This is a genomic window from Gilliamella sp. BG2, assembly GCF_046635645.1.
GTDB lineage: Bacteria > Pseudomonadota > Gammaproteobacteria > Enterobacterales > Orbaceae > Gilliamella > Gilliamella bombi.
The window spans coordinates 134,477-151,851 of sequence record NZ_JBIDFF010000002.1 but is presented as its reverse complement, the minus strand read 5'-3'; the positions used below and the strand labels follow the sequence as shown (position 1 = coordinate 151,851).

Sequence of the window (17,375 nt, the reverse complement as noted above, 5' to 3'; positions counted from 1 at the left end):
CTACGGTTAAATTTCGTTACTGACCTTTTTAATACGTTCTTTATAACTGTCTATTTTTTGAGGGGTTAGCATATGATGTTCATCATCTAATACTACACCGTTGACATCGTCAGCTATGCGTTGTGCTGTTTGCAACATTAATTTGAAGTTTTGTTGATTGTTACCCTCTGTAGGCGCAACCATAAAAATAGACACACCAGGTGTGGTAAATTCATACATTGTATCGGGATCCAAATATCCAGGTGTCACCATATTGGCTAAACTAAATAATATTGCTCCATTACCCGCAGGATCTACATGGCGGTGAAAAATTCTCATATCACCGAACTGAAAACCAGATTGCATAATGCTAGCGAGTAACACATCACCTTGTAATAATTTCCCGTTAATGCCTGTGATATTTAATACAATAATTTCGGTTGTGGATTGTTCAGTGTCAATATTTATTTTTTTGGGTTCTTCGTTATGGTTAATTTCATTATTAGTATCTGATGGTTTTTCTTTCGTTGTAAGAATTAAATCAGGGTGTTGTTCATCTTCAAAAAGATCAAGTTCAACATTGATAGCTGGTTCTTTTGTTGTTTCAGCATTAATCTCTTGTTTGTCGTCATTATCAACAAATAAATCTTCTTGTTGAGGTATTTTTTCTTGCTCTTTTGTGAGTTCATTAATAATTACATCGTTTTCAACGGTTTCACTGCTTTTTGTTGTTTTAGGTTTGAGTAAGATAACATCATCATCTTCTTCTATGTCATTCATAGAATAGTTTTGATATTGTTGAGTATTTTTTTCAAATTTTCCTTTTTTATTTGAACTAAAAAGCGAAGAACGTTCTTTTTTATTGATCCAAAACCCATGGATGAGCAATGCAATAATGACCAAGGATGCAACAACAACTAGAACAATACGTAAATTATCCATAATAACCATCTCTGTATTAAATTAAATATAGACTCAAATTATTCAATCATCTTTTGAAAAAGTGATTGCGGAGTACAGTAATGTAAATTTTTTATTCTTTATTAGCAATATGAATTAATATTCATTAAAGCAACCATATTTGATATTTGTAGTATAACATTTTATTTAAGATACTTTATAGCACAAAAAATCAATTACTCTATATTACTTTATTTCTAGCAATAATCCTAATTAGCAATACTTTTTTTAGTATCATAATCTAACTAGCTATTTTTTAGAACTCTGTGCTATTAACTTGTAAAGATACTTACAATCTATGCATATTTTTTGTAAAATCGCCGATTACTTTTAACTAAGATCAATTATTAAAAATTAAAATAATTATTAAGTTTACTGAGGTCATTTTTATATGAGATTTAACAAGCTATTATTAGCCTTGCCTGTGGCGTGTGCTAGCCTACTTTTATTAACAAGTTGTGATAATGGCAATTCAAAAAATGGTAATAATAAATTACCGAAGGTAACTGTATTTAAAGTGGAACCATTGAATTACACATTAAAAATTGGTTTACCAGGTAGGGTTGTTGCATCTCAAATTGCTGAAATTAGGCCTCAAGTAGGTGGTATCGTCTTAAAACGCGAGTTTGATGAAAGTTCGAATGTTAAGGCCGGACAATCTCTTTATCAAATAGATCCAGCTATTTATCAAGCTAATTATGATAGTGCGGTAGCAAGTGTTGCTAGCGCTAAAGCGAATGCAAATATTGCTCAACTTACTCTTAAGCGTTACGCTGGATTATTAAATACTAAATCAATCAGCCAACAAAATTACGATAAAGCAGCTGCAGATGCTAAACAGGCTGAAGCTGCAGTATTAGTTGCACAAGCAGCTGAGCATACAGCTAAAGTCAATTTAGAATATACAAAAGTGTATTCACCAATTGATGGGTATATAGGTAAATCAAGTGTGACTGAAGGGGCATTAGTGTCGGCAGGTCAATCGACACCACTTGCACTAGTTCAACAACTAGACCCAATTTATGTCGATATGACAGAAGCGGCTACTCGTTATAATAAATATATTCAGGATGAAAACGTAATTTATGAACCAGTAAAAGGTAATAATGTCGAATTATACTTCAATGATGGTTCTAAATACGCTTATCCAGGTAGTGTAAAATTTTCTGATATGACTGTAAATGAAACAACGGGTACAGTAACTTTGCGGTCACAATTTACAAATAGTGAAGGGAAAATTTTACCTGGCATGTTTGTTAAGCCTCAGTTGACATTAGGCTATATCAAAAATGCAGTGCTTGTTCCACAGCAAGGAATTACCAGCAATAAGTTGGGGCAATATACTGCAAAAATTTTGAAACCTGATAATACAGTAGAGTATCGGCAAGATATTCAAGTATACACAGGAGTTGGTGGTTATTGGGTTGTAACAAAGGGAATTAACATTGGTGAAGAGGTTATTATTACTGGATTACTTAATTTAACTTCTGTTGAAAACCCTCAAAAAGATGCTCCACCTATGAAAGTAGAAAAAGTCGGGGATCCTAATACACTTTCACAAGAACAATTAGACAGTATCATAAAAAACAGTATGAAATAAAACAGGAGTAGGTGAATTATGGCTAAGTTTTTTATTGATAGACCTGTTTTTGCATGGGTAATTGCTATCATGATGATGCTAGGAGGTGCTTTATGTATAAAGCTACTAGCTGTTGAGCAGTACCCTGACATTGCCCCTCCTGCTGTAACTGTTAGTGCTGTTTACCCAGGTGCCGATGCACAGACCATCGAAAATACTGTTACTCAGTTGATTGAGCAGAATTTAACTGGATTGGATAATCTAATTTATATGAAATCAACCAGTAGTGCACAAGGTGTTGTTCAAACGACGTTAACCTTTGCTCCTGGAACTAATCCCGATTTTGCTCAAGTACAAGTGTTAAATAAAGTAGAGAGTATTAAATCAAGGCTACCAGAAAGTGTGCAAAAAAATGGTGTTTCTGTTGCAAAAAATAACACCAACTTTTTAAAGGTTGTGGGTTTTTATTCAACAAATCCTAAAAAAACACAAGCTGATATTGCTGATTTTGTTTATTCAACAGTGCAAGATCAGATTAGACGTGTACAGGGTGTAGGTGATACTCAATTGTTTGGTTCTGAATATGCAATGCGTATTTGGCTTGATCCAAATAAATTGACCTATTTTAATTTATCAATTGAAGAAATCATTGCGGCTATTCAAGCACAAAATGCGCAAGTAACAGCAGGGCAATTAGGTGCCTTACCATCAACAGATGGACAAGAACTCAATGCGACAATTACTGCTCAATCACGTTTAAAAACACCCGAACAATTCCAAAATATTTTAGTGCGTGTAAATACAGATGGTTCTAATCTTTTATTAAAAGATATAGCAACGGTTGAAATTGGTGCGTCTGATTATAACTTTATTTCTTATTATGATGGTAAAGCATCTGCAGGTCTTGGTATTTATTTGGCAACAGGAGCTAACCAATTAGAAACTTCTGATCAGGTAGATAAAAAATTAGCTGAATTATCAAAAATCTTTCCTGAAGATATTCACTATGCTTATCCATATGACACAACACCATTTGTAAAATTATCAATTAATAACGTAGTACATACATTGATTGAAGCTATTATTTTAGTTGTTATTGTAATGTATGTCTTTTTACAAAATCTTCGTTCGACACTTATACCTACGATTACCGTACCTGTGGTATTGCTAGGAACTTTTGCTGTTTTGTATATCTGTGGGTTTACGATTAATACATTATCTATGTTTGCAATGGTGCTTGCCATAGGCTTGTTGGTAGATGATGCAATAGTTGTTATTGAGAACGTTGAACGTATTATGCATGATGAAGGTTTATCACCTTATGATGCAACCGTTAAATCGATGGAACAAATTACTTCAGCGTTGGTTGGTATTGCAGTCGTGTTATCTGCAGTATTCGTTCCTATGGCGTTTTATGGAGGTGCAGCGGGTGGAATTTACCGCCAATTTTCAATTACCATTGTAACAGCAATGGCATTATCAGTATTGATGGCAATCGTATTAACTCCAGCACTTTGTGTTCAAATTTTAAAAGCACCATCTAAAAGTAAATTAAAAAGAAATTCATTAGTTGAAAAGTTAGAATCTATATCACTATTTAGTTGGTGTTCTGTTGGCACAAAAAAATTCTTTAAATGGTTTAACGAGTTCTATGAAAAAAGTTTACGCCATTATGAAAAAGGTGTAATAAAAGTTGTTCGTTATCCATTAATAGCTTTTGTTTGTTATGCTTTAATTCTAGTTGGATTAATCTTTGGTTTTAATCGGTTACCTACTGGTTTTTTACCTAATGAAGATCAGGGTGTGCTTTTAGTTATGGTTGAGCTACCGCCAGGATCAACTTTAGAGCAAACTATGTCAGTTTTAAATAAAACGGCAAAATTTTATACTGAGCAAAAAGCTGATTCAGTTGAGGAAATATTTACTGTAGCTGGATTTAGTATGGTTGGTCGTGGGCAAAATATGGGGCTAGGCTTTGTTCGATTAAAAAATTGGGAACAACGTAAACGCGCTGATCAAAAAGTTAATGCTTTAGTCGCTAGCGGTTGGGGATTTGCTTCTACTATAACCGAGGGGAGGGTAATTGTTACCAACTTACCAGCTGTTCCAGCATTAGGTATGGCTAATGGTTTTTCTTATGTGCTGAAAGATACGGCTAGTTATGGTCATGATGCTTTGGTAGGTGCATTTTTCCAAATGTTGGGTCAAGCTTCTCTTCATCCTAAACTGCAACAAGTTAGACCGGGAAGTATGCTAGATGTTCCACAGTACAAAATTAATGTTGATTTTGAAGCAGCACAAGCACTGGGCGTTTCGGTAAATTCAGTAAATACTGTATTGTCCACAGCTTTAGGTTCTGCTTATATTGACGATTTTGTTTATAATAACCGAGTTAAAAAAGTATACTTACAATCTGATGCACCATATCGTATGCTACCAGATGATTTTAGCTATTGGCATGTTAAAAATAAAAATGGTGAGATGGTTCCATATGATGCATTTGCTACTACGACAAAAACTTATGGTTCTCCTTCACTGGTTCGTTATGATGGTGTGGCAGCAATGGAGATAAGCGGTTCAGCCGCTCCAGGTCTAAGCTCTGGACAAGCAATGGCTGTGATGGAAGAGTTGTCCCAAAATTTGCCAAAAGGATTTACTTTTGACTGGACAGGTATATCTTATCAAGAACGTCAGACAGGATCACAAACAACAACACTTTATATTATTTCGATTATTGTTGTGTTTTTATCATTAGCTGCATTGTATGAAAGTTGGACAGTGCCAATTTCGATCTTATTTGTTATTCCTCTTGGGATTTTAGGTACAGTATTTGCAACTATGTTTAGAGGGCTTGATAACGATATTTACTTTATTGTAGGACTATTAACGACAATGGGGTTATCTGCTAAAAATGCTATATTGATTGTAGAATTTGCCAAAGATGCCTTGGAAAAAGAGGGTAAATCATTGATTGATGCTACACTTGAAGCTTGTCGCCTTCGCCTACGCCCGATTTTAATGACTTCGTTTGCCTTTATTTTAGGGGTGTTACCGCTAGCATTAAATAGCGGTGCTGGTTCCGCTAGCCAAAATGCGGTAGGTACTGGTGTAATTGGTGGTATGTTGACAGCAACATTTTTAGCAATATTTTATGTTCCCTTGTTCTTTTTATTTGTAACAAAACTATTTACAAAACATAAAAATAAAGCAGTGTTACCTGTTAACCGTTCTTAAAAGCAATAACTAAATAGCTAGTTTTGGTACATATATGGCCTTGATGTATAGTTCTATAGGTCATATATAACTTAAGCGAGCTATTAAAATAACGAAATGCGCCGTTTTTTGGCGCATTTTTTATTTATATAGTTGCGTATACGTAAATTGAATTTTGTTATATTTACTTGCGATGCTTTAGTAACTGCTGACTGGTATGGGCGTGGGTAATTGCTATAGCTAAAGCATCAGCGGCATCAGCCTGAGGGCTAGCTGGTAACTTTAATAATAATTTGACCATATGTTGTACTTGCTTTTTATCGGCTGCGCCTGTTCCTACTACACTCTGCTTAACTAAACGAGCTGCGTATTCAAAAACAGGTAAATTATTATTTACAGCAGCAACAATTGCAGCTCCCCTTGCTTGACCTAACTTTAATGCGGAATCGGCATTATGAGCCATAAAAACTTGTTCAATAGCAAACATATCAGGTTGGAATTGTAAAATAATTTCACTAACACCGGCGTATACTCGTTTTAAACGAGTAGGTAAATCATCAACAGCAGTACGGATACATCCACTACCAAGGTAGGTAAGTTGTCGTCCCGTTTGATGGATTACGCCGTAACCCGTCAAACGAGATCCTGGATCGATGCCAAGAATAATGGCCATTAGAGCGTTGCAGCAACCTCGTCAGAAACTTCACCATTATGATAAACTTCTTGAACATCATCACAATCTTCAAGCATATCAATTAAACGTAATAATTTTGGTGCAGATTCAATATCAAGATCGACTTTTGTTGCTGGAATCATTGATACTTCAGCGGCTTCGGCAACTAGCCCTGCAGCATCAAGCGCATCTTTTACTTCACCAAATGATTCTGGTGTAGTAAATACGTCAATCGCGCCGTCATCATAAGTCACAACGTCGTCTGCCCCTGCTTCAAGCGCTGCATCCATAACTTGGTCTTCATCAGTACCAGCTGGGTATGAAATAACGCCTTTTTTAGTGAACAAATATGAAACTGAACCATCAGTACCTAAGTTACCACCTGTTTTTGTAAATGCATGGCGTACTTCGGACACAGTTCGATTACGATTATCACTCAAGCATTCAACCATTACAGCTGTGCCAGCAGGTCCATAACCTTCATAGATAATTGTTTCCATGTTGCTATCATCTTCCCCACCAACACCCCGCGCAACAGCTCGGTTCATGGTATCACGGGTCATATTATTAGATAACGCTTTATCCATTGCAGCTCGTAATCGAGGATTTGACGCTGGATCGCCACCACTCAATTTTGCCGCAGTTACTAACTCACGAATAATTTTGGTAAAGATTTTACCCCGTTTTGCATCTTGTGCAGCTTTACGGTGTTTCGTATTGGCCCATTTACTATGACCTGCCATAAAATTCTCCAGATAATAATTAAAAAATCGCTATATTTTAGCAAACATTTACTTAAAATTCATTACTAATATACCGATAAGTTTTTATGTTCTGTAAATTATTCTTTATTAGGAATGATTTAATTTTTATTTATATGTAGAAATCATGTTGTTCACAGTTGTTAGAAAAGCTACTATAATAAATATACATAAAAAAGCACTAACCTCGTATCACAAATATCCGATATGACTCCTATATCATCAAGAAAAAATAATTGTTACCTATTTAGCAAACATTTAAAAACGGATAAGGCGTCTTTCTACATATTAGGTATACTGAACACTTGCATTTTAAGCACTTTGCCACGTCTAACAATGAATTAAAATATCAAATACAGCTAAAAGAAATTGCTCTTTCAATAAAAGAAAATAGAAAGACGCTATTAAAGATGATGTTATAATATAATTTTGTCAAAATGCTAATAATAACAATTTGTTATGCTCTGGAGGTTGTTAACAGATAATCACTGAAAAATGAAACATTATTGAATGTAGTAACACGTTACAATAAGTTGGCAAGAAATTATATCAGTATGATTGCATTAGTACATTGCATGATGTGACTAAGAATGTAAAGGATGCTTATGATTAATACAAAAGATCAACAGCTCCTAACCAATGTGGTAATATAAACATTAAATACGATAGATCCCAAACTATAAAAATAACCTAAGAAATTGATTGATTTTCGGGCATCTATTTTCACCAAAAATTAAAGGTAGTTATCAATGAAACAAAAAATTCCTAATACATTTGGTTTAACTGTTTTTGCGCAAAACGTTGTTACTGTAACCAGTCCCGAACAATTACAACAAGTTTGGCAAGATAACTACCAAAATTTACCAATTATGATTATTGGCGAAGGTAGTAACACTCTTTTTACCTGTGATTTTGATGGTATTATTATTGTTAATCGTATCAAAGGTATTACCATTAGCGAAACAGAACAAGCATGGCATTTAAAAGTTGGTGCTGGTGAAACTTGGCATGATCTAGTATCAACAACAATCAAGCAGAACATACCAGGACTTGAAAATCTAGCATTAATTCCTGGATGTGTAGGTTCGGCACCGATTCAAAACATTGGTGCTTATGGTGTTGAGTTTCAAAAAGTTGCTGATTATGTGGAGCTACTTGAACTAGCTACAGGCAAAATCATCACTGTAACTGATGGCCAATATGGATATCGTGAAAGTATCTTCAAAAAAGCGTATTTGCAAGGTTATGCTGTTATCAATGTTGGTATAAAATTACCAAAACAGTGGCAGCCAGTTTTAACTTATGGGGAATTGCGAAACTTTGATCCCAAAATTGTTACTGCAAAAATGATATTTGATAAAGTGTGCGAAATTCGTTGTAGTAAATTGCCAGATCCAAAGGTTTTAGGCAATGGTGGAAGTTTTTTTAAAAACCCTGTGATCGATAAAATTGTGGCGGACAAGCTACTTGAAATTTATCCAAACATGCCAATATATCCACAAGCTAATCATCAAACAAAATTAGCCGCAGGTTGGCTTATTGATCAGTGTGGTCTTAAAGGCTACCAAATAGGTGGAGCGGCTGTGCATCAACAACAAGCATTGGTTTTAGTTAATAAAGACCAAGCAACAGCACAGGATGTGGTTGAATTAGCTCGATATATAAAAAAATGTGTATTACAAAAATTCTCGGTGAATTTATCACCCGAAATCCGATTTATCGGCAACTCAGGCGAAATAGATGCAGACAATTATTTATAATTAGCACCAAATTATAATTGCCCGCAAATTTTAACCCATAATTATACGCGATAACATTATGAAACATTCGTATTCATTCCCTATTTTATTAACGAGTTTGCTCTTTGTAACAATCTCGTTGTCAGCATTAAACACACAGGTACCATTGTGGTTAGTGCGTAATGAGTTTTCGCTTGGGCAAATTGGTCTTGTCGGATCAAGTTATTTTACTGGTAACTTGCTAGGTACCATTTTCGCCAATTGGTTTATTAATAAATTCAATGCTCGGCACACATACACCTATAGTTGCATTATTTTTGCCATTGCAACCATTGGATTAAGTTTTTCAATGAATTTTTATAGCTGGATAATGTGGCGATTTTTTATAGGCATTGCTTGTGCGGTCACTTGGGTGGTTATAGAAAGTTGTATATTACTCACTGGCCCTGTACGTACGCGAGGAAAAATGCTGGCAGTTTATTTAACCACTTATTACCTAGGTACGGTTTTAGGGCAAGCTTTGTTGCAGTATTTTCCGCAAAACATATTATATTTTGGATTAGTTATTATGTTACTGATGGGATTAGCAATTTTATTTATTTTGCTGACCCATTATAAATTACCAAAAAGGAAAAAAAGCAGCTTTAACATCATGCCAATGATATTAAATAAACCCTCTCGACTTGGGTTAACTGGTTGTGCTATTGCAGGTATGTTAATTGGATCGTTATATTCACTTTTACCAGCCTATTACTCACATTTAGGATATAGTGATATTCAGGTGGCTAATTGGATGATTTTACTGATTTTATCAGGAGTGATTGCACAAATGCCTGCTAACTGGTGTGCAGACAAATTTGGACGGCAACTTATATTATTAATTGAATCGTTACTAATGTTAATTGCATGTATTATGCTGATATTCAATTGGTTTAATGCGTTGGCGATTATTTTATTAGGCGCCACTATTTACACCATTTATCCCATATCCATGGCTTGGGCTTGCTCGTGTGTTAGAAAGCAAGATATTGTGGCGATGAATCAAGCAATGCTATTAACCAATACATTAGGGAGTTTAGTTGCTCCTGCTGTGATAGCATTTATTATGGATAAAACAAGTAACACCTATTTATTTGTTAGTTTTGCTATAATTTCGTTATACTTTATTATATTATTAGCCCAAAAAAGAGGAACGGATGCGCAGCTACAAAAATCCGCTTAAATTAATTGAAATACTAGCCGATGGTCAATTCCATTCAGGGGAAGAATTGGCAACAATTTTTGGCATAACCCGTGCAGGCATTAATAAATACATCAAACAACTGCGTGAGTGGGGGATTGAGCTAACCTCAATACAGGGTAAAGGCTATTGCTTGGCAGCGCCTCTTAATTTGCTTAATAAAACCAAAATTAACCAGCATTATCAATCGAATAGTCGATGTGAAATATTACCTATTATTGATTCAACTAACCAATATCTACTGGATCGAATTGATCAACTAACATCGGGCGATTGCTGTGTGGCCGAATTTCAATCCAAAGCACGGGGAAGGCGAGGGCGAAAATGGTTTTCACCTTTTGGCACTAATCTATACTTTTCAATGTATTGGCGACTAGAACAAGGCGTAGCGGCGGCAATGGGATTGAGTTTAGTTGTTGGTATTGTTATTGCTGACACCTTACGTACATTATCTGGCCAAGACATCAAAGTTAAATGGCCAAACGATCTATATCTTAACGATCAAAAACTAGCTGGTATTTTAGTTGAGCTTGCAGGTAAAACTGGCGACTGTGCCCATGTTGTGATTGGTGTTGGCGTCAATTTAACCATGACAAACCCGGATACCAACATAGTTAACCAAAAATGGGCTAGTTTAGGCAATGTTGATCGTAACTTATTAGTTGCGCAGGTTGCCAAAACCTTAAAAAGTCAATTAATAGAATTTGAAAAACATGGTTTACTGCCATTTATTAATGATTGGAATAGACTAGATAACTTTGTTAACCGTCCTGTAAAACTATTAATTGGCGATAACATTATTCAAGGAATAGCAAAAGGTATAAATGACCAAGGAGCCTTATTGTTAGAACAAAATGGTAAAATTGAAGCTCATATTGGTGGCGAAATCTCATTAAGAAGTGATGAATAATAACCTAACAATCATTTAAAGAACCTATTCCACTTGCTACAAGTGAAATAGGTTAATTAAACCAATTTTAACTTTTATTCTTAAATTTCAAAACTCGAAGCGCGTTAGCTGTCACAATCGCAGTCGTACCTGAATCAGCTAGCACAGCCAGCCACAGTCCAGTAAAGCCAAATAAGCTGGTAATTAAAAATACTAACTTAATTCCCAACGCAATTGTAACATTTTGTTTAATATTACGAGAGGCAAAACGAGTTAAACCAATTAGCTTAGGCAAACTTAACAAGCTGTTTTTAGTTAATGCGGCATCAGCGGCTTCTAGCGCAACATCAGTACCACTACCCATAGCAATACTTACGGTTGCCGCTTTCATGGCTGGAGAATCGTTAATTCCATCGCCCACCATAGCAATCGTCGTTGAGATACGCATCTTTTCAATTTCTGCTAATTTATCGGCAGGTAACAACTCCGCACGGTAATCCATACCTAATTGCGAGGCAATGGCTTTGGCCGCTCGCGCATTATCGCCTGTCAGCATCAAAGTCTTAACGCCAAGCTTATTAAGCTTATTCATTGTAGTAATTGCATCAGCCCGCAACACATCTTGCAATGCAATAATGCCCATCAATTGTTGACTTGTTACTGCAACTACTACAGTTTTACCAGCGTTTTCAAACTCCTCAATAATTTTGGTATGTTCATCTTTCAATGGTGATGAAACTGTCACAACCTTACTTGGTGACACAATATAAAAAGTCTGATTATCTACCTCGCCTTGAACGCCAACCCCCGCAATCGCTTTACGATTATCGGCCTCATTAATATTTAATTGATTCTGCAATGCATAATCAACAATAGCCTTAGCAATGGGGTGATGCGAACCGCTTTCAATAGCGGCAACTAATGTCAATAATTGCTCTTTTGAAATATCTTGACTAATCACATCGGTGACTTGCGGTTTACCTTCGGTTAACGTACCAGTCTTATCAAATGCAACCACTTTAACTGAACCAATATGCTCTAGCGCCGCACCGCCTTTAATTAGCACGCCTTGTTTTGCCGCATTAGACAAGGCCGACGTTATTACCGCAGGCGTTGAAATAACCAATGCACAAGGGCAACCAATTAACAATAGAGTTAAACCTCGATAAAACCAAGTATACCAATCAGCATTGAACAACAAAGGTGGCGCAATAATCACTAACAGAGCAAATAAAGCAATTGCTGGCGTATAATAACGACTAAATTTATCAATAAATCGTTCAATAGGTGCTTTACGCTCCTCGGCATCTTCAATCAACTGTAAAATACGATCTACCGCATTTTGCCCAACTTCTGATACCACTTTTAATTGGATTGTATTATCAACCACGAGTGAACCAGCCAAAATCTTATCGCCAGAAAGATAATTAACAGGGATCGACTCACCAGTTAGTGCACTTTCATCAATATTGGCTTGCTCACTTATCAAAATCACATCAGCAGGCAAACGACCACCAGACGAAATTTCAATAATATCATTGGGTTTTAAGCTATGACTGGCAACCGTTTTTCGATCCCCATTAATGATTATCACTGTTTCTTGGGGCATCAGCTCAGCGAGCGACGAAATACCTTTTTTAGCTTTACTTGTAGCAATACTTTCTAGCATTTCGCCTATCATAAATAAAAATAAGACCATGGTTGCTTCTTCGGAGGCACCAATAAACAAAGCTCCAATAGCTGACACACTCATTAACGACTCAATTGCAAATGGTGTACCACTACGCGTTAAAACTACCGCTTCTTTCAAAATAGGTATTAACCCAACAATTGCTGTCATTATAAAGGCATATTCGCCAACGGTTTGATTCCATAACAAAAGGATATAACTCATCACAATTAAAGTGCCTAATACCACTAAAGGAATTAGTTCTTTTTTATCAAAACTGTGGGAATGATCATGATGATGAGAATGTTCTGGAGATGATTCAAAAATAGGTTTATAGCCTAGCTCGATAACTTTATTTTCTATTAATTTAATGGTTTTTTCATTATGTTGGGGAACAAATACCACCAACTTTTCGGTAGAAAAAACAATCTTAATTTGGTTAATATTGGGTAACGCTTTTAGGCTATTTTCAATTTGTTGAGCACAGTGCGCACAATCCATGCCTTTTATTTTCCAAGTTAATTTAATTTGCTCGTTTAGCCTGTTGGGATCATCAGGGGGATCGTCAAACTCATTTTTAGACGTAGTATGAGTATCGCCCCCACAGCTATGTGTTGATTCTTGATGACAAGTTATATCGTGAGATAAATGAACATGATTATGTGCCATATTTAAACAATTGCCATGACAACACTCATGGTGATGAAGTTCATGATGTATATATTTGTTATTATATAACATAACGTTACCTATATTTATGGGTGATTTTGATTGTACGCCAAAAAATAAAAAAGAAAATCATTTTTACTTTTAGTAGCAAAAAAAGTAAAAATCACTTCAAAACTGACCTGTAACACTTTTCAAAAAATAACGAACTAACTAATTAATTCGCTTTAATTATTAGCATGTGCAAGGCACAAAAAACACAGCAAAAACATTGTAATAAAAACAGAAATTAGCTAATAATTACTTAAATTAAGTGAAATAAAAACTTTAATAAAATCAATAGTCTACCTGAGCTATTTTAGAGAAAACACACAACACGGCAAGGTCAATCCACCTATCTTTTAACTGTGTTGTAGTGCTTTGCTAACAGAGTGAGGCAGCACGAAAAATTGGACTGCTTGGCGAGTTTGTGCTTTGTTAGGGATGCCAATTTATCAGGAACAATTTGGCACTTCTGAGCAAAGCAAATAGTCTTAAAAAAGGCGAATATCATAATGATTCGAGTAAATCATACCGATGGTTAAGAGCGAGAGCGTTGGGTACCGTAGTTCATATTTTGTATCTCATGTGAGTTGTAAGATGTTACGCTCAAAATTCTTAAATTAAACGTTATCACCAATATCAGTTATTTCGACAAAACTCAAAAGCTATAAAGCTAACAGCATATTTTAATTATAAAATTAACCTATCTATAAAGTCGAATTGTTTTATCTTTACATTTCCTTACAAAAAATCCGCTAAAAAACTAGCCAACTATATCTTAAATGGTTATACTTTTATCGCTATAGGAAAGCAAGCTTATTAAATAAGCAAATAATTGTAAAAAATCTAAATAAAACAAATCATTACTTGACAGGTAAACCATAATGCATTATCATTTTAGACACCAGACACCAGACACCAGCACTGGCAAACCTATGTCTTAAATTTATTAAATAATCTTATTCGACGAATTTTTACACGAAACTTATTTATATCTTCCAAATTATCTCTCAACGTATTATCGAAATTGTTTCCAAAAAGCCTATTGGTGTTGGGGGTGTTATTACTGTCATCTTCATGGAGTTTACAGGCATTAACTAGTAAAAGTGGTCGTGTAAATAATCATCGTAGTGATGCAATAATGCTACCACAGTCGGTAGTTATCAATTATGCAAGGCCGAATCTGCTATTTGGTAAAAATGGTGTGGATATTAGTGGAGTCAACTTCGCAGGTCCCGCTGATATATGGAATCCTGATGAGGGCTTTTTAGTTCAATCAACCAATCCTGCATCATACGGCCTTAATTTTCCGACTACAGGCGCTGATGGATTATATTTTGATTTAGTTATAGAGGAAATTGATGCACGCCAATTGGTATGGGAGCCAGTTACACATGGGGGAATAACAGCCACAGTGACATGGATATGGGCTGAAGATGATTGGCTTACATCTGGAGGAGAAATTATAGCGCGCGTTACGCTAAAAGGTCCTGAGGCAAGCGCTCAAATAAATAATCATTATCCTAATCGAATTGCTGTGCCAAGGTTACCGCAGATTTTTGAGTTAGTGGGTAGAGATATTAGTACTGGTAATGAGCTGGTAAAATATGGATTTGTATTACAGAAGTGGTTCGTGAACCGTAAAGATAAACAAGATAACTATTCTAATACAGAAGCGTGGTGTAGATATTTAGGCTATCGAGTGCCGCAAGTAAAGGATCTAACGAACGCAATCTGTTTGGGTACATGGGAAGGTGATTGGTGTAAAGGCTCTGTCGGCGCTACGCCATCATCAAGTGGTAATCATTATCAGCGTCGAATAGGAGCAGGATTTTTCACTGAGTGGGGCGGTACGTACCTTTATGCTGGAGCAGGTTTCGTCTATGACTACCAATACTGGACAAGCGACACGGCTGGAAATACTCAGTTTGATGTGGACTCAGATGTTGGTGATGTGTACTTCAACCAATCGAGTAATAGCCCGCGGGGTCTTTGCGTTACTCCTTAGCTTTTAATCTTTGGAATGTGGTTAAGTTTATGGTGCTAATAAGGAACAAGCATTAAAAAAGTTTCCATGTAAGGTAAAGCCCCCTAGTTTGCGTATTTACTATTAGATAGTAAATACGTTTATTTGAAAAAATTCCAATAAAATCAGATTTCTGTCTGAAATGTTTTAAGGTGAAAATCCTACATATTGTAAAATTAATATGCCTGTCTTTTCACGACGTTAGAATATATCGAAAACTGAAAACTAAGTTATTGGTTTGTTATTTAGTTTTGGGACGGTTTTTGATTATAGTACGGCTTACTACGTCAGGTTATTTTTTACAATATCATGATTTTATTTATAATAATTAATATAAATTACATTCAGTTTAATCTATTTAATCAATTCGTGTTTAATTATTAGGAATCTTCTTGAATAAATCTTTAAAATTTGATAGTTTACAGGAAAGATTTTTAACATTAAAAACACTAAAAAGAAGGTAATTGTTATGACAATCAAAGTAGGTATTAATGGCTTTGGCCGTATTGGCCGTATTGTTTTCCGTGCTGCTCAAAAACGTTCAGACATTGAAATCGTTGCTATCAACGATTTATTAGATGTTGAGTATATGGCTTATATGCTTAAATATGATTCAACACATGGTCGTTTTGACGGTACAGTTGAAGTTAAAGATGGTAAATTAGTCGTTAATGGTAAAGCAATTCGTGTTACTGCTGAACGTGATCCTGCAAACTTAAAATGGAATGAAGTTGGTGTTGATGTTGTCGCTGAAGCAACTGGTTTATTCTTAACTGATGAAACTGCTCGTAAACACATCCAAGCTGGTGCTAAGAAAGTTGTTTTAACTGGCCCTTCTAAAGACAGCACTCCAATGTTTGTTATCGGTGTTAATGATAAAGATTATGCTGGTCAAGATATCGTTTCTAATGCTTCTTGTACAACTAACTGTTTAGCGCCTTTAGCTAAAGTTATCAACGATAACTTTGGTATTGTTGAAGCATTAATGACAACTGTTCATGCAACAACTGCAACTCAAAAAACTGTAGATGGTCCATCTCATAAAGATTGGCGTGGTGGTCGTGGTGCTGCTCAAAACATCATCCCTTCATCAACTGGTGCTGCTAAGGCGGTTGGTAAAGTTATCCCTGAATTAAACGGTAAATTAACTGGTATGGCTTTCCGAGTTCCTACTCCAGACGTTTCTGTTGTTGACTTAACTGCTCGTTTAGAAAAACCAGCTAAATATGAAGATATCTGTAAAGCAATCAAAGCCGCTGCTGAAGGCCCAATGAAAGGCGTTCTTGGCTATACCGAAGATGATGTTGTTTCTACTGATTTCTTAGGTGAAGTTTGTACTTCAGTATTTGATGCTAAAGCTGGTATCCAATTAAGTGATAACTTTGTTAAACTTGTTTCTTGGTATGACAATGAAGTAGGTTATTCAAACAAAGTATTAGATTTAATCGCAGTTATTTCTAAAAAATAATTGATATTTAACTTTGTTTATAAGGCGACCTTAGGGTCGCTTTTTTTATGCTCTCATTTTAGAGAGATTTTTAGTTTTTTTAGAGACAAAAAAACGCTCACTTTGTGAGTGAGCGTTTTTCTAATATGAAATTCTAAAGTTTCAATTAGATTACAACGACTTCAGCAGCTGCAGGTCCACGAGGGCTATCTTGGATAGCAAATTCAACTTGTTGTCCTTCAGCTAATGTTTTAAAACCATCACCTGAAATAGCTGAAAAGTGAACAAATACATCTTTACTTCCATCCGCAGGGGTAATAAAACCAAAACCTTTACTTTCATTAAACCATTTTACTTGGCCTGTTTTTTTATTCATTTACTAGACATCCTAACAATAATTAATAATTAGCCATTACGGCCGTATGGGTTTTAACATCGTGTTAATAATGTAACTAAAAGCCAAGATAATGTGCTTAAAAATACATTATTGTG

12 protein-coding genes are annotated in these 17,375 nt (G+C 35.5%); 7 read left to right on the top strand and 5 right to left on the bottom strand.

Annotated elements, in window-relative coordinates:
• Positions 1-6 precede the first annotated feature (6 nt).
• Positions 7-921 carry a cell division protein ZipA gene (zipA, locus tag ACGH6Q_RS01730; protein WP_174799441.1) on the bottom strand — a complete coding sequence of 305 codons (915 nt, stop codon included), beginning with the start codon at positions 919-921 and terminating at the stop codon, positions 7-9.
• Between the two features lie 409 nt (positions 922-1,330).
• On the opposite strand from zipA, the gene ACGH6Q_RS01725 reads away from it, so the two are divergent.
• Positions 1,331-2,539: an efflux RND transporter periplasmic adaptor subunit gene (locus tag ACGH6Q_RS01725; protein ID WP_065575602.1), complete on the top strand. Its 1,209-nt coding sequence runs from the start codon at positions 1,331-1,333 to the stop codon at positions 2,537-2,539.
• Between the two features lie 18 nt (positions 2,540-2,557).
• Positions 2,558-5,752 carry an efflux RND transporter permease subunit gene (locus ACGH6Q_RS01720; RefSeq protein ID WP_065589296.1) on the top strand — a complete coding sequence of 1,065 codons (3,195 nt, stop codon included), beginning with the start codon at positions 2,558-2,560 and terminating at the stop codon, positions 5,750-5,752.
• 163 nt (positions 5,753-5,915) lie between these two features.
• Here the strand turns inward: ACGH6Q_RS01720 and ruvC are convergent, their stop codons facing one another.
• Both ruvC and ACGH6Q_RS01710 read right to left on the bottom strand, forming a co-directional pair.
• Positions 5,916-6,404: a crossover junction endodeoxyribonuclease RuvC gene (ruvC, locus tag ACGH6Q_RS01715; protein WP_034914152.1), complete on the bottom strand. Its 489-nt coding sequence runs from the start codon at positions 6,402-6,404 to the stop codon at positions 5,916-5,918.
• Positions 6,404-7,147: a YebC/PmpR family DNA-binding transcriptional regulator gene (locus tag ACGH6Q_RS01710; protein WP_411591590.1), complete on the bottom strand. Its 744-nt coding sequence runs from the start codon at positions 7,145-7,147 to the stop codon at positions 6,404-6,406. Before ACGH6Q_RS01710 ends, ruvC begins: the two co-directional genes overlap by 1 nt.
• A 767-nt stretch (positions 7,148-7,914) precedes the next feature.
• Between ACGH6Q_RS01710 and murB the strand changes: the two genes are divergently transcribed.
• Genes murB through birA form a run of 3 tightly spaced genes read left to right on the top strand, consistent with a single transcriptional unit; the run spans position 7,915 to position 11,054 of the window.
• Positions 7,915-8,925, top strand: a complete 1,011-nt coding sequence (murB, locus tag ACGH6Q_RS01705) for a UDP-N-acetylmuramate dehydrogenase (protein ID WP_085165700.1) — start codon at positions 7,915-7,917, stop codon at positions 8,923-8,925.
• Positions 8,926-8,983: 58 nt separating this feature from the next.
• Complete coding sequence (locus ACGH6Q_RS01700; RefSeq protein ID WP_411591586.1) at positions 8,984-10,126, top strand: MFS transporter; 1,143 nt, start codon at positions 8,984-8,986, stop codon at positions 10,124-10,126.
• Positions 10,101-11,054, top strand: coding sequence for a bifunctional biotin--[acetyl-CoA-carboxylase] ligase/biotin operon repressor BirA (birA, locus tag ACGH6Q_RS01695; protein ID WP_411591584.1), 954 nt, complete (start codon positions 10,101-10,103; stop codon positions 11,052-11,054). The genes ACGH6Q_RS01700 and birA overlap by 26 nt, the downstream gene beginning before the upstream one ends.
• 67 nt (positions 11,055-11,121) lie before the next feature.
• On the opposite strand, the gene ACGH6Q_RS01690 is transcribed toward birA, so the two are convergent.
• Positions 11,122-13,443, bottom strand: a complete 2,322-nt coding sequence (locus tag ACGH6Q_RS01690; protein WP_411591583.1) for a zinc/cadmium/mercury/lead-transporting ATPase — start codon at positions 13,441-13,443, stop codon at positions 11,122-11,124.
• A gap of 1,024 nt (positions 13,444-14,467) precedes the next feature.
• Here ACGH6Q_RS01690 and ACGH6Q_RS01685 point away from each other — a divergent pair.
• Together ACGH6Q_RS01685 and gapA are read left to right on the top strand one after the other, a co-directional pair.
• Positions 14,468-15,418 carry a hypothetical protein gene (locus tag ACGH6Q_RS01685; RefSeq protein ID WP_065589292.1) on the top strand — a complete coding sequence of 317 codons (951 nt, stop codon included), beginning with the start codon at positions 14,468-14,470 and terminating at the stop codon, positions 15,416-15,418.
• 487 nt (positions 15,419-15,905) lie between these two features.
• A complete protein-coding gene (gene gapA / locus ACGH6Q_RS01680) occupies positions 15,906-16,904 on the top strand; it encodes a glyceraldehyde-3-phosphate dehydrogenase (RefSeq protein ID WP_034912538.1) in 999 nt (332 codons plus the stop codon).
• Positions 16,905-17,049: 145 nt separating this feature from the next.
• Here the strand turns inward: gapA and ACGH6Q_RS01675 are convergent, their stop codons facing one another.
• On the bottom strand, positions 17,050-17,259 hold the full coding sequence (locus ACGH6Q_RS01675) for a cold shock domain-containing protein (RefSeq protein ID WP_025315032.1): 210 nt from the start codon (positions 17,257-17,259) through the stop codon (positions 17,050-17,052).
• Positions 17,260-17,375: the final 116 nt, after the last annotated feature.